General features: G+C 71.4%; 15 protein-coding genes. 12 read left to right on the top strand and 3 right to left on the bottom strand.

Annotated features, from left to right (window positions below; all coding sequences use genetic code 11):
* Nucleotides 1-42 precede the first annotated feature (42 nt).
* Genes sufD through ACWD0J_RS26535 form a run of 6 tightly spaced genes read left to right on the top strand, consistent with a single transcriptional unit; the run spans nucleotide 43 to nucleotide 4,385 of the window.
* Nucleotides 43-1,227, top strand: a complete 1,185-nt coding sequence (sufD, locus tag ACWD0J_RS26560) for a Fe-S cluster assembly protein SufD (protein ID WP_451498350.1) — start codon at nucleotides 43-45, stop codon at nucleotides 1,225-1,227.
* Nucleotides 1,227-1,547, top strand: coding sequence for a bifunctional 3-phenylpropionate/cinnamic acid dioxygenase ferredoxin subunit (locus ACWD0J_RS26555; RefSeq protein ID WP_451498349.1), 321 nt, complete (start codon nucleotides 1,227-1,229; stop codon nucleotides 1,545-1,547). Before sufD ends, ACWD0J_RS26555 begins: the two co-directional genes overlap by 1 nt.
* 7 nt (nucleotides 1,548-1,554) lie before the next feature.
* Complete coding sequence (sufC, locus tag ACWD0J_RS26550) at nucleotides 1,555-2,319, top strand: Fe-S cluster assembly ATPase SufC (protein ID WP_451498348.1); 765 nt, start codon at nucleotides 1,555-1,557, stop codon at nucleotides 2,317-2,319.
* On the top strand, nucleotides 2,316-3,572 hold the full coding sequence (locus ACWD0J_RS26545) for a cysteine desulfurase (RefSeq protein ID WP_451498347.1): 1,257 nt from the start codon (nucleotides 2,316-2,318) through the stop codon (nucleotides 3,570-3,572). Before sufC ends, ACWD0J_RS26545 begins: the two co-directional genes overlap by 4 nt.
* A 16-nt stretch (nucleotides 3,573-3,588) precedes the next feature.
* Entirely contained in the window at nucleotides 3,589-4,056 is a 468-nt protein-coding gene (sufU, locus tag ACWD0J_RS26540; protein ID WP_286061676.1) for a Fe-S cluster assembly sulfur transfer protein SufU, read from the top strand.
* A complete protein-coding gene (locus ACWD0J_RS26535) occupies nucleotides 4,053-4,385 on the top strand; it encodes a metal-sulfur cluster assembly factor (protein WP_030677253.1) in 333 nt (110 codons plus the stop codon). The genes sufU and ACWD0J_RS26535 overlap by 4 nt, the downstream gene beginning before the upstream one ends.
* A gap of 54 nt (nucleotides 4,386-4,439) precedes the next feature.
* Here ACWD0J_RS26535 and ACWD0J_RS26530 read toward each other — a convergent pair whose 3' ends face one another.
* Complete coding sequence (locus ACWD0J_RS26530; protein ID WP_451498346.1) at nucleotides 4,440-5,288, bottom strand: AbfB domain-containing protein; 849 nt, start codon at nucleotides 5,286-5,288, stop codon at nucleotides 4,440-4,442.
* A 396-nt stretch (nucleotides 5,289-5,684) separates the two neighbouring features.
* Here ACWD0J_RS26530 and dapD point away from each other — a divergent pair, with 396 nt between their 5' ends.
* Nucleotides 5,685-6,674 (top strand): 2,3,4,5-tetrahydropyridine-2,6-dicarboxylate N-succinyltransferase, encoded by a 990-nt coding sequence (gene dapD, locus ACWD0J_RS26525; RefSeq protein WP_451498345.1) that lies wholly within the window; start codon nucleotides 5,685-5,687, stop codon nucleotides 6,672-6,674.
* Nucleotides 6,675-6,804: 130 nt separating this feature from the next.
* Nucleotides 6,805-7,029 (top strand): hypothetical protein, encoded by a 225-nt coding sequence (locus ACWD0J_RS26520; protein WP_451498344.1) that lies wholly within the window; start codon nucleotides 6,805-6,807, stop codon nucleotides 7,027-7,029.
* 124 nt (nucleotides 7,030-7,153) lie between these two features.
* Here ACWD0J_RS26520 and dapA read toward each other — a convergent pair whose 3' ends face one another.
* The gene (gene dapA, locus ACWD0J_RS26515) at nucleotides 7,154-8,059 is read right to left on the bottom strand and encodes a 4-hydroxy-tetrahydrodipicolinate synthase (protein WP_451498343.1); all 906 of its coding nucleotides are present in this window, start codon (nucleotides 8,057-8,059) and stop codon (nucleotides 7,154-7,156) included.
* A gap of 697 nt (nucleotides 8,060-8,756) precedes the next feature.
* On the opposite strand from dapA, the gene ACWD0J_RS26510 reads away from it, so the two are divergent.
* Both ACWD0J_RS26510 and ACWD0J_RS26505 read left to right on the top strand, forming a co-directional pair.
* Nucleotides 8,757-9,176, top strand: coding sequence for a phage holin family protein (locus ACWD0J_RS26510; protein ID WP_451498342.1), 420 nt, complete (start codon nucleotides 8,757-8,759; stop codon nucleotides 9,174-9,176).
* 5 nt (nucleotides 9,177-9,181) lie between these two features.
* Entirely contained in the window at nucleotides 9,182-9,592 is a 411-nt protein-coding gene (locus ACWD0J_RS26505; protein WP_451498367.1) for a DUF3618 domain-containing protein, read from the top strand.
* 191 nt (nucleotides 9,593-9,783) lie between these two features.
* On the opposite strand, the gene ACWD0J_RS26500 is transcribed toward ACWD0J_RS26505, so the two are convergent.
* Nucleotides 9,784-10,797, bottom strand: coding sequence for a YihY/virulence factor BrkB family protein (locus ACWD0J_RS26500; RefSeq protein WP_451498341.1), 1,014 nt, complete (start codon nucleotides 10,795-10,797; stop codon nucleotides 9,784-9,786).
* 175 nt (nucleotides 10,798-10,972) lie between these two features.
* Between ACWD0J_RS26500 and ACWD0J_RS26495 the strand changes: the two genes are divergently transcribed.
* A complete protein-coding gene (locus ACWD0J_RS26495) occupies nucleotides 10,973-11,674 on the top strand; it encodes an antibiotic biosynthesis monooxygenase family protein (RefSeq protein WP_451498340.1) in 702 nt (233 codons plus the stop codon).
* Nucleotides 11,675-11,750: 76 nt separating this feature from the next.
* Nucleotides 11,751-12,359 carry an ArsR/SmtB family transcription factor gene (locus tag ACWD0J_RS26490; RefSeq protein WP_451498339.1) on the top strand — a complete coding sequence of 203 codons (609 nt, stop codon included), beginning with the start codon at nucleotides 11,751-11,753 and terminating at the stop codon, nucleotides 12,357-12,359.
* Nucleotides 12,360-12,366 lie beyond the last annotated feature (7 nt).

Below are 12,366 nucleotides of genomic sequence, written 5' to 3'. Positions count from 1 at the left end.
CCGCCAGATTTCTTGACGTAGGAAGAGAGCAGACCGACAGCCATGGCTGAGGCTCAGCAGAACATCCCGGTGGGGTCCACCACCGCCGGCCAGATCGCGGTGGCCGCCGAGTCGACCGTCGCCACGCGCATGAGCGCGCCCCCGTCCTTCGAGGTGGCGGACTTCCCGGTCCCGCACGGCCGCGAGGAGGAGTGGCGGTTCACGCCGCTGGAGCGGCTGCGCGGGCTGCACGACGGCACCGCGGTCGCCACCGGCGACGGCCTGAAGGTCGACATCGAGGCACCCGAGGGTGTCCTCGTGGAGACCGTCGGCCGTGACGACGCGCGCCTCGGCAAGGCGGGCACCCCGGTGGACCGCGTCGCCGCCCAGGCGTACTCGGCGTTCGAGAAGGCCGGCGTGATCACCGTCCCCAAGGAGACGGTCCTCACCGAGCCGATCCGGATCGCCGTGCACGGCGAGGGCGGGACCGCCTACGCCCACCAGGTCGTCGAGCTGGGTGCCTTCGCCGAGGCCGTCGTCGTCATCGACCACACCGGTGACGCGGTGCTCGCCGCCAACGTCGACTACGTCCTCGGGGACGGCGCCAAGCTGACCGTCGTCTCCGTCCAGGACTGGGACGACAAGGCCGTGCACGTGGCCCAGCACAACGCGCTGATCGGCCGGGACGCCACCTTCAAGTCGTTCGTGGTCACCTTCGGCGGCGACCTCGTCCGCCTCCACCCGCGCGTCGCCTACGCCGGCCCCGGCGGCGAGGCCGAGCTCTTCGGCCTGTACTTCACCGACGCCGGCCAGCACCAGGAGCACCGCCTCCTCGTCGACCACAACACCCCGCACTGCAAGTCGAACGTCGCCTACAAGGGCGCGCTCCAGGGCGAGGGCGCCCACGCGGTGTGGATCGGTGACGTCCTCATCGAGGCCACGGCCGAGGGCACGGACACGTACGAGATGAACCGGAACCTGGTTCTGACCGACGGCGCCCGCGTGGACTCGGTGCCGAACCTGGAGATCGAGACCGGCGAGATCGTCGGCGCGGGTCACGCCTCGGCGACCGGCCGCTTCGACGACGAGCAGCTCTTCTACCTGATGGCCCGCGGTATCTCCGCCGACGACGCCCGCCGCCTGGTGGTCCGCGGCTTCTTCGCGGAACTGGTCCAGCAGATCGGTGTCGACGACATCGAGGAGCGCCTTCTCGTGAAGATCGACGAGGAGCTGGAGGCGTCCGTCTGATGGCCGCTTTCGTACGCGTCTGTGGGCTGGGCGAGCTGGCGGAGGACACCCCGAAGCGGGTGGAACTCGACGGCACGCCGGTCTCGGTCGTGCAGACCGAGGGGGAGGTGTTCGCGATCCACGACATCTGCTCGCACGCGAACGTCTCGCTCTCCGAGGGCGAGGTGGAGGACTGCCAGATCGAGTGCTGGCTGCACGGCTCCAGCTTCGACCTGCGCACCGGCAAACCGTCCGGCCTTCCCGCGACGCGTCCCGTCCCCGTATATCCCGTAAAGATCGAAGGGGACGACGTGTTCGTCTCCCTCACCCAGGAGTCCTGAGGTACCCATGGCAACGCTTGAAATCCGAGACCTGCACGTCACCGTCGAGGTCGAGAACGGTACGAAGGAAATCCTCAAGGGTGTCGACCTCACCGTGAAGCAGGGCGAGACGCACGCCATCATGGGCCCGAACGGCTCCGGCAAGTCGACGCTCGCCTACTCGCTCGCGGGGCACCCGAAGTACACCGTCACCGGCGGCACCGTCACCCTCGACGGTGAGGACGTCCTGGCGATGGAGGTCGACGAGCGCGCCCGCGCGGGCCTGTTCCTCGCGATGCAGTACCCGGTCGAGGTCCCCGGCGTCTCGGTCTCCAACTTCCTCCGTACGTCCGCCACGGCCATCCGCGGCGAGGCCCCCAAGCTGCGCACCTGGGTGAAGGAGGTCAAGGAGGCCATGACGCGCCTCAACATGGACCCGGCCTTCGCCGAGCGCAACGTCAACGAGGGCTTCTCCGGCGGTGAGAAGAAGCGTCACGAGATCCTCCAGCTGGAGCTGCTCAAGCCGAAGGTCGCGATCCTCGACGAGACCGACTCCGGCCTGGACGTCGACGCCCTGCGCGTGGTCTCCGAGGGCGTCAACCGCGTCCGCGAGAGCGGCGAGGTGGGCACCATGCTCATCACGCACTACACGCGCATCCTGCGCTACATCAAGCCCGACTACGTCCACGTGTTCTCCGGCGGCCGCATCGTCGAGTCCGGTGGCGCCGAGCTCGCGGACAAGCTGGAGAACGAGGGCTACGAGGCCTACACGAAGGGCGGAGTATCAGCGTGACGCAGCTGCCGGGTCTCCTCGACACCGAGGCGCTCCGCAAGGACTTCCCCATCCTGGACCGGCAGGTCCACGACGGTAAGAAGCTCGTGTACCTGGACAACGCGGCGACCTCGCAGAAGCCGCGCCAGGTCCTGGACGCCCTGAGTGAGTACTACGAGCGCTACAACGCCAACGTCCACCGCGGTGTGCATGTGCTCGCCGAGGAGGCCACGGCACTGTACGAGGGCGCGCGCGACAAGGTCGCCGCCTTCATCAACGCGCCGAGCCGCGACGAGGTGATCTTCACCAAGAACGCCTCCGAGTCGCTCAACCTCGTGGCGAACATGCTGGCCTGGGCCGACGAGCCCTACCGCGTGGACTCCGAGACCGAGATCGTCATCACGGAGATGGAGCACCACTCCAACATCGTGCCCTGGCAGCTGCTCGCGCAGCGCACGGGCGCGAAGCTGAGGTGGTTCGGCCTGACCGACGACGGCCGGCTCGACCTGTCCAACATCGACGAGATCATCACCGAGAAGACGAAGATCGTCTCCTTCGTGCTGGTGTCCAACATCCTCGGCACGGTGAACCCCGTCGAGGCGATAGTGCGCCGCGCGCAGGAGGTCGGCGCGCTGGTCTGCATCGACGCCTCGCAGGCCGCGCCGCACATGCCGATGGACGTGCAGGCCCTGCAGGCCGACTTCGTGGCCTTCACCGGCCACAAGATGTGCGGCCCGACGGGTATCGGCGTCCTGTGGGGCCGGCAGGAGCTGCTGGAGGACCTGCCCCCGTTCCTGGGCGGCGGCGAGATGATCGAGACGGTGTCGATGCACTCGTCGACCTACGCTCCCGCCCCGCACAAGTTCGAGGCGGGCACGCCCCCCATCGCGCAGGCGGTGGGTCTGGGAGCGGCGATCGACTATCTGTCGGCGATCGGCATGGACAAGATCCTCGCCCACGAGCACGCGCTCACCGAGTACGCGGTGAAGAAGCTCGGCGAGGTCCCGGACCTCAGGATCATCGGCCCGGCCACGGCCGAGGACCGGGGCGCGGCGATCTCCTTCACGCTCGGCGACATCCACCCGCACGACGTGGGCCAGGTCCTCGACGAGCAGGGCATCGCGGTCCGGGTCGGCCACCACTGCGCCCGGCCGGTCTGCCTGCGGTACGGAATTCCTGCGACCACGCGAGCGTCGTTCTATCTGTACTCCACGCCGGCCGAGATCGACGCGCTGGTCGACGGCCTGGAGCACGTACGGAACTTCTTCGGCTGAGGGGCGTGCTGGAACCGTGAAGCTGGATTCGATGTACCAGGAAGTCATCCTGGACCACTACAAGCACCCGCACGGGCGGGGCTTGCGGGACGGCGACGCCGAGGTGCACCACGTCAACCCGACGTGCGGTGACGAGATCACGTTGCGGGTGAAGTACGACGGCACGACGATCAGCGACGTCTCGTACGAGGGCCAGGGCTGCTCGATCAGCCAGGCCTCCGCCTCCGTACTGAACGACCTGCTGGTCGGCAAGGACCTGGCGGACGCGCGCAGGATCCAGGAGACCTTCCTGGAGCTGATGCAGTCCAAGGGCCGGATCGAGCCCGACGACGCGATGGAGGAGGTGCTGGAGGACGCGGTCGCGTTCGCCGGTGTCTCCAAGTACCCGGCGCGGGTGAAGTGCGCTCTCCTCAGCTGGATGGCGTGGAAGGACGCGACGGCCCAGGCCCTGGGCGGAGCCGACGCCGAAAGGAAGACCGCATGAGCGAGACCGTTGAGATGAAGCCGGCCTCGGAGGAAGAACTCCGCGAGGCGCTGTACGACGTCGTCGACCCCGAACTGGGCATCGACGTCGTCAACCTGGGGCTGATCTACGGCATCCACGTCGACGACGCGAACATCGCGACGATCGACATGACCCTGACCTCGGCGGCCTGTCCGCTGACGGATGTCATCGAGGACCAGGCCAAGTCCGCCACGGACGGCCTCGTCAACGAGCTGCGCATCAACTGGGTCTGGATGCCGCCGTGGGGCCCCGACAAGATCACGGACGACGGCCGGGAGCAGCTGCGGGCGCTCGGGTTCAACGTCTGAGATCCGCGAGCGGCAGCGAACGGCGACGCCTTCGGGCGTCGCCGTTTCTCATGCTCAGGCCAGCCCGCCCACCAGGTGGAACGCCGAGTCCGCCTGGTACAGGCTGCTTCGCTGGTACGACTCCAGGCGGAGCGTGAAGTCCTTGTGGCGCAGGAAGCGGCCGGGGTAGTTGACCGACTCCAGCGTGACGGCGCCGGACACCGGTGAGGTGCGGGGGCAGAACGTGGCGTCCTGCTCGAAGAGGGAGGAGCCGTCGTCGCGGTCCGCGCGGAGAACGAAGTCGCGGTGGCGCAGGTACCTCCCGTCGGAGGTGGCGAAGGACCGGCAGGAGCTGTCGGCCAGGCCCTTGACCAGCTTGAAGGTGGAGTCGTCGCGGGATTCCGAGCCGCCGGCCGGGTCGAGCCGCACCAGGCCGCCGCTGACGTGCCAGTAGCGGTCGGGGTAGTTCGCCGAGCGGACCGAGCGCCAAGCCGTCGCCGGTTTCGGGGCGGACGGGCCGGGCCGGGGGGCGTGGGACCGGGGCGGACCGGCGGGCGGGGGAGCGGAGGGCGAGCCCGGGGGTGCGGAGGCGGAGCCCTGGGGTGCGGAGGCGCTGGTGGGTGTCCGGGCGGACGGGGTGGCGCGCTGCTCGCCGGGCGTCGGAGCGGCCGTCGGGGAGGGGGTGCCGTAGGAGATCAGGCCGGGCCCGCTCGGGTCCGCGGCGGACGCCCGGCCCGGGGCGGCCGCCGGGCCGTCCGCCTGTCGCTCGGTCACGACGATCGCCGTCACGCAGGCGGCGACCGTGGCGATCGCCAGCGCGCCGGCCAGCCACAGCCGCCGCGTTCCCGGCACCCGGGAGGCGTCCGGCGACCAGCCGGTCTCCCATGGCTGATGCTGCGGGGGCCGGGACTTGCTCTCTGGCATGCGCGGTTCCTCCAGCGGCGCCCGAGGCGCCGGCTGCGGCCATGACGGGGATGTAGGTGAACGGTGGAACACTAGTGGAGCCGGTGAACTGGCGGCAGCCGTTTGCGGTGACCGGTTTTCGTAGGGTGCGGTGACCGGTTTCCGTGGGGTGCGGCGGAGCGGTTTTCACAGCTTTCCGTCCTCGGCCGCTGCCGGGGTTCCGTGCCGCCCCCCTGCCGGGGCCCCGCCCCCGCCCCCTGCCCGGGGTTCGCGCCTGCCCCCAGACGTGTCCCCGGACGTGTCCATGGACCCCAGGGCAACCGGTCGGCCCGGTCCCGCAGGAGTGTCCCGCCCGGTACCTGAGACGTGGCGTTCGCTGGTTGGCCTCCCTGGGGGCCCGCCGGTTAGGTTGCCCTCATGACCGACACGACTGCTCCTCGTACCACCGGCGCTGTTGCCGCCGGGCTCGCCACCATCGCCGCCGACGGCACTGTTCTCGACACCTGGTTCCCCGCGCCCGAGCTCGTCCCCGAGCCGGGACCGTCCGGCACCGAGCGGCTGACCGCCGAGCGGGCCGTGGAGGCGCTCGGCGAGGGTGCCGCGAAGGCGATCGGGCCCGATGCCCGCCGGGGTGTCGAGGTCGTCGCGGTCCGTACGGTCATCTCCTCGCTGGACGAGAAGCCGATCGACGCGCACGACGTCTACCTGCGCCTGCACCTCCTCTCGCACCGGCTCGTCAAGCCGCACGGCCAGAGCCTGGACGGCGTCTTCGGCTTCCTCGCCAACGTGGCCTGGACCTCGCTCGGCCCGGTCGCGGTCGACGACATCGAGAAGGCGCGGCTGAACGCCCGCGCCGAGGGGCTGCACCTCCAGGTGACGTCCGTCGACAAGTTCCCGCGGATGACGGACTACGTCGCCCCCAAGGGCGTCCGGATCGCCGACGCCGACCGGGTGCGGCTCGGCGCGCACCTGGCCGAGGGCACCACCGTCATGCACGAGGGCTTCGTCAACTTCAACGCGGGCACGCTCGGCACGTCGATGGTCGAGGGCCGGATCTCCGCCGGTGTCGTGATCGGCGACGGGTCCGACATCGGCGGTGGCGCCTCCACCATGGGCACGCTGTCCGGCGGCGGCAACGTGATCATCTCCATCGGCGAGCGCTGCCTGATCGGCGCCGAGGCGGGCGTCGGCATCGCGCTCGGCGACGAGTGCGTGGTCGAGGCCGGTCTGTACGTCACCGCCGGCACCCGCGTGACCATGCCCGACGGTCAGATCGTCAAGGCCCGTGAGCTGTCCGGCGCCTCCCACATCCTGTTCCGCCGCAACTCGGTCACCGGCGCCGTCGAGGCCCGCCCGAACAACGCGGTCTGGGGCGGGCTGAACGAGGTCCTGCACAGCCACAACTGAGTACGTCACCGACGGGCCCGCGAGAATCACGTACGGGTTACTCAGCGTGACCTTTTAGTGGTTTCGGCAGATGAACGGGTGGACTCAGTGTCCGATCAGACGCCGAAACGACGAATGAGGGGCCGGAGCGATGAGGAACGAGCAGGCGAAGCGCGTGGCGCGTTGGCTGACCGGGGTGCTGACCCTGGCGGCGGTGTGCTGGCTGCCGGCGGGAACCGCGTACGCCGACGAGACCAACACCGCCTCGCACAACGGCCCGCGGGTCGCACTGGTCAACGTCGGCCAGGTGGACGACCCGATGGAGGACGTCCTGGAGCATCTGCTGCTGATCGGCGACGGGTACTCCTGGAACTGAGCGCGCCAGCCGTGGGCCGGGGCCCGTACCGCATCCGTGCGGTACGGGCCCCGGCGCGTCCGGCCGGGACAACGTTCCCGTACGACGGCGGCAGGAGCGGGAGGCCGTCTTCGCGCGCCGCTGATCAGTCCGTGAGGAGCGACTGGTACGCCGTCAGCAGTCCGTCGGCCGCCTCGCGGCCGGCGGGCCGCAGGGGTGCGCGGACCGGGCCCGCGGGCAGGCCGAGAGCGCCGAGCAGGGCCTTGACGGTGACCGTGCCGGGCAGGCCGGACGCCATCACCGACTCGATGAGAGGCGTGGCGTGCCGCTGGAGACGGGCCGCGCCGGCGGTGTCGCCCGCGTCGAAGGCGTCCAGGACGGCGCGGAGCTGCCGCGGGACCACGTTCGCGACGGTGCTGACGTACCCCGCGGCGCCCACCGCGTACAGGGCGAGATTGTGCTCGTCGCAGCCCGCGTAGTACGCCAGATCCGTGCGGGCGAGGACCTTCTGGGCGCCGAGGAAGTCGTGGGAACAGTCCTTGACCGCGACGATCCGGGGGTGCCCGGCGAGCCGGAGGACCGTCTCGGGCTCGATGCGGGTGCCGGTGCGCTCCGGGATGTCGTACAGCACGAGCGGCAGGCCGCAGGCGTCCGCGACCTCCCTGAAATGCGCCTCCAGCGCCTCCTGCGGGGGCCTGCTGTAGTACGGGCTGACCACCAGCAGACCGTCGGCGCCCGCCTTCTCGGCGGCCAGGGCCAGCTCGACGGTGTGCCGGGTGTCGAAGGTGCCGACGCCCGCCACGATCGACGCCCGCCCGCCCACCGCCTCGCGCACGGCGGCGATCAGGGCGGCCTTCTCGGTGTCCGTCGTGGTCGGCGACTCACCCGTCGTCCCGGACAGGACCAGACCGTCGCAGCCCTCCGTCACCAGCCGGTCGGCGAGCAGCCGGGCGCCGTCGAGGTCGAGCGCGCCCGCGTCGGTGAAGGGCGTGATCATGGCGCAGAGGGTGCGGCCGAAGGCAGGGGGCGGAGAGGAGGCGGGTGCTGTCATGGGGCCAGTCTCGACGGAACGATCGTGAAGCTCCACTTAATTCTTCTACGGGGTATTGGTAAGTTTTTCTGTGACGGAAGTGGTGCTGGGCGGCGCGCTGCCGCCCCGAGTCGTGGCCGACATGTCCTGCGTCCGCAGTCCGCGGCCCGGGCACCGCACCGCTGCCGGGAGCGGCGGAGCACCGCACCGCGCCGCCCGTGCTGCTCGACGTGTCCTGCTCGGCCGCCGCCGCCTCCGCTTCGAGCGCGGCTTCCGTACGCCCGTCAGCGCGTCCGTACGGCGACCGCCGGCCCCCGTGCCTGCGGCACCGCCGTGTCCGCGTCGGCCGACGCCGGCGGGGGCCCGTCCCGAGCGGCGGGCGCCGGCTCCCGCCTGCGCGGGCTGCGTACGCGGCCGTACGCCGGTCTCGCTCGCCGGGTCCGCCCGGCCGGCCGCGACGGGTCGCGGGTGGTGACCGGGAGCGGGATGCCCCGTGCCGACGGCCGGCCCGGACGCGCCCCAAGGCTCGGCGCGCCCCAACTCGCGGCTGAGACAGGCGTGTTGAAGGCGAGGCTGGACCGGCTCCAGGCCCAGTTCGCCCGGCTCGGTGAACACGGTTCCGGCGGCGGACCGCGAGGCCGGCGGGGGTGCGGCGCACGGGTAGCGGGGGAGGGTGAGGGGTACCCGGAGGGTTCCGATGACGAGAGGAGGCGGAACCGTGACCGGGACCATGGCCCCCAGGCCGGCACACGACGGACACCATTCGGTGGGTGAGCTCGTCGGACAGGCCACCGAACAGCTCTCCCGGCTCGTACGACAGGAAGTGGCGCTCGCCAAGGAGGAACTGGCCGAGAAGGGCCGGCGCGCGGGCCGCGGAGGCGGGCTGCTGGGCGCCGCGGGCGCTGTCGGCTACGCCGGGCTGCTCGCCCTCGCGGCCACGGCCGCCGCCGCGCTCTCGCTGGTGCTGCCGGTCTGGGCCGCGACGCTGATCGTGACGGCCGTGCTCTTCGCGCTCGCGGGCCTGCTCGCGGCGACCGGACGCGCCCAGCTGCGCCAGGCCGCACCGCCCACGCCCGAGAAGGCCCTCGGCAGCGTCCGGGCCGACGTCGAGGAGATCAAGGAAAGGGCGCACCGATGACGGACATGGACAGGACAGCGCACCAGTCCACGACGGGCGGCGAGGCCGGGCAGCGGACCGGGGCCAAGGGGCCGGACGAGCTGCGGCAGCAGATCGAGCGGACCCGGGGCGAACTCGGCGACACGGTCGAGGAGTTGGCCGGGAAGATCGACGTCAAGGGCCGCGCCCGGGCCCGTGCGGCGGACCTCCGCGACAAGGCCGGCGCGATGACGGTCCAACTGCGCAGCACGGCGGCACAGGCCGGCCACACCGTCCACGACAAGGCACACGCCGTGGAACACACCATGCCCGTCCCGGTCCGCAACGCGGTCCAGGCGGGCCGCCGCCATCCGCGGCCGGTGCTGATCGCCGGGGTGGCGGCGGCAGTGGGCGCGGTGATCGCGGTGGGCGTACTGCGCCGCCGCCACGGCCGCTGAACGCCGCACGCCGAACACCAGGGCGCCGGAGCCAGCCCCTTCGGGCGACTCCGGCGCCCTGGTGTTGCGGCGGGGGAGGGGGTGGGCCCTCGGGAAAGGGCCGGCGGCGGGGGCAGGGGACCGCAGGCCTCAGGGCCGGCGGCGGGGGCAGGGATCCGCAGGCCTCAGGGGCGGCGGCACCGGTGCCGGGATCAGGACGCGCCCGTCTGCCTGCCCCGTGCCGCCCGCAGCCGCGCCGGCCACTTGCGGGTGTCCCGGGGCTCGACGTACGGCTCCTCCGTCGGGGACTGCCCGTCGGTGATCGCCCGCTCCCGGGCCAGCTCCGCGTCGAACTCCAGGCCCAGCAGGATCGCCAGGTTGGACAGCCAGAGCCAGACGAGGAAGACGATGGCGCCGGCGAGGGTGCCGTACGTCTTGTTGTACGAGCCGAAGTTGGCGGCGTAGAGAGCGAAGCCCGCTGACGCGGCGAGCCAGGCCAGGGTGGCCACGACACTGCCGGGACTGACCCAACGGAAGCCGCGGCCACGGACGTTGGGCGCCGCCCAGTACAGCAGGCCGATCATCATGATGACCAGCAACAGCAGCACCGGCCACTTGACGACGCCCCACACCGCGATCACCTCGTCACCGAGCCCGATCGTCTTGCCGGCCCGCTCGGCCAGCGGACCTGTGAACACCACGATCACCGCACTCGCCGCCAGCATCAGCATCAGCGCCACGGTCAGCGCCAGCCTGAGCGGCGTCAGCTTCCACACCGGGCGGCCCTCCGGCAGGTCGTACACCGTGTTGGAGGTACGGATGAACGCGGCGACGTACCCGGACGCCGACCACAGCGCGAAGAGCAGGCCGAGGACGGCCAGCACACTGCCCGTGCCACCGCTGTCGCCCAGCTGGACCACCGCGTCCCGCAGGATGTCCCGGGCCGGTCCCGGCGCCAGGTCGCCGATGTTGTCGAGCATGCTGTCCGTCGCGCGCTGTCCCACCACGCCCAGCAGGGACACCATCACCAGCAGCGCCGGGAACAGCGACAGGACGCTGTAGTACGTCAACGCGGCCGCACGGTCGGAGAGTTCGTCGTCCAGCAACTCCTTCAGCGTGCGCCGCACCACCGCCCGCCACGACCGCGCGGGCAGATCGGCAGGGCTGTCCACCCCGGCGTTCTCGGCTCTCTCGGCTCTCTCGGCCTTCTCGGCCCTCTCGTCCATGACGCGGCGAGTCTCCCGAATTCGCCGCCCGAATCGGCTACTTGACCTGAATCTTGGTTGAGGTTGAAGAGTGGTCGGTGCACGCAACCCGTACCGACGTGCCGGCGTACCGACTCCGATACCGATCGCGGTACCGACTCCGCCACCGGTCCCGGCACCGATCCATGGAGGCGCCATGACCCGCCGTACCGACACCCGTCCCGACCTCACCCGGCCCGACGTCGGCGCACCCTTCTTCAGCACCTGGCGGGTGGGCACGCCCGAGCGGCAGCGGCAGACCGTGGAGGCCATCGCGCGCACCTGGACGCGCCGGCCCTGGCCCACCGCGGACCTCCTCGGCTACCACGTCTACACCGGGCACGACGGCGACACGCTGCTGCACCACTCGCAGTGGGCGAGCGAGCAGGCCTACGAGACCTTCGTGAAGACCCACCGGCAGGAGCGCAACGACGAGATCGACACCGCCGTGCCGGGGATCGAGCGGCTGTGGCTCGGCCGGTACCGGCACTATCGGAGCGAAGTCCGCGACGGTGACACGCGCGTGCCGGGGTGCGTCGTGGTCGTCGACATCGAGTTCGAGGGCCCCGACCCGGACCGGCAGCGCGCCTGGGTCGACGCCGTGTTCGAGGCGCTGGAGAGTGAGCCGAACCCCCACCCCGGCGGCATCTCCGCCCACTTCCACCTGAGCACCGACGGCACCAGGGTCCTGAACTACGCCGAGTGGGAGAACGGCGAGGCCCACATCGACGCGCTCGCCACGCCGGGCGCCGGGGTCGGCTCGACCACGGCCCGGTGGGAACGCGTGCAGAGCTGGCCAGGGCTGAAGAGCAGCACGGTCAGCCGCTACGACCACGCCCTGGGCCTCCTGCCCGGGTGACCGCCGGGGGCGCGGACCGACCACCGAAAACCAGAATCGTCTGGACAAAAAAAGTGTTCGGTGAGACGGTGGACGCATGCTGGACGTGACCGTGATCGAGGACCCCGAGGCCGCAGCCGTCTCCCTGGACCCCACCAGGGGGCGGCTGCTGGCCGAGCTGGCGGCCGGACCCGCGTCGGCCGCCATGCTGGCCGGCAAGGTCGGACTGCCCCGGCAGAAGGTGAACTACCACCTCAAGGCGCTGGAGCGGCACGGCCTGGTCGAACTGGCCGGCGAGCGCCGCAAGGGCAACGTCACCGAGCGGCTGATGCGGGCGACCGCCGCGTCGTACGTCATCTCACCGCTCGCCCTCGCCTCCGTGCAGCCCGACCCGGACCGCTTCCGGGACCAGCTCTCCGCGCGCTGGATGCTCGCGCTCGGCGCCCGCCTGGTGCGGGACGTCGGCCGGCTGATCGCCGGCGCCGCGACGGCCCGCAAGCGGCTGGCGACCTACGCGCTGGACGGCGAGGTGCGTTTCGCCTCGGCCGCCGACCGGGCCGCGTTCGTCCAGGAGCTGACGGCCGGGGTGGACGCGCTGATCCGCAAGTACGACGCCCCGGACGCCGAGGGCGGCCGGGACCACCGGATCGTCGTCGCCCTCCATCCCACGGTCAAAGACCCCACCCCGGAAACCGACGCCCCGTAAGCAGGAG

The sequence above is a fragment of the Streptomyces sp. NPDC003011 genome (assembly GCF_053591515.1).
The sequence above is the reverse complement of the archived record's forward strand: the minus strand, read 5'-3'. Positions and strand labels throughout refer to the sequence as shown.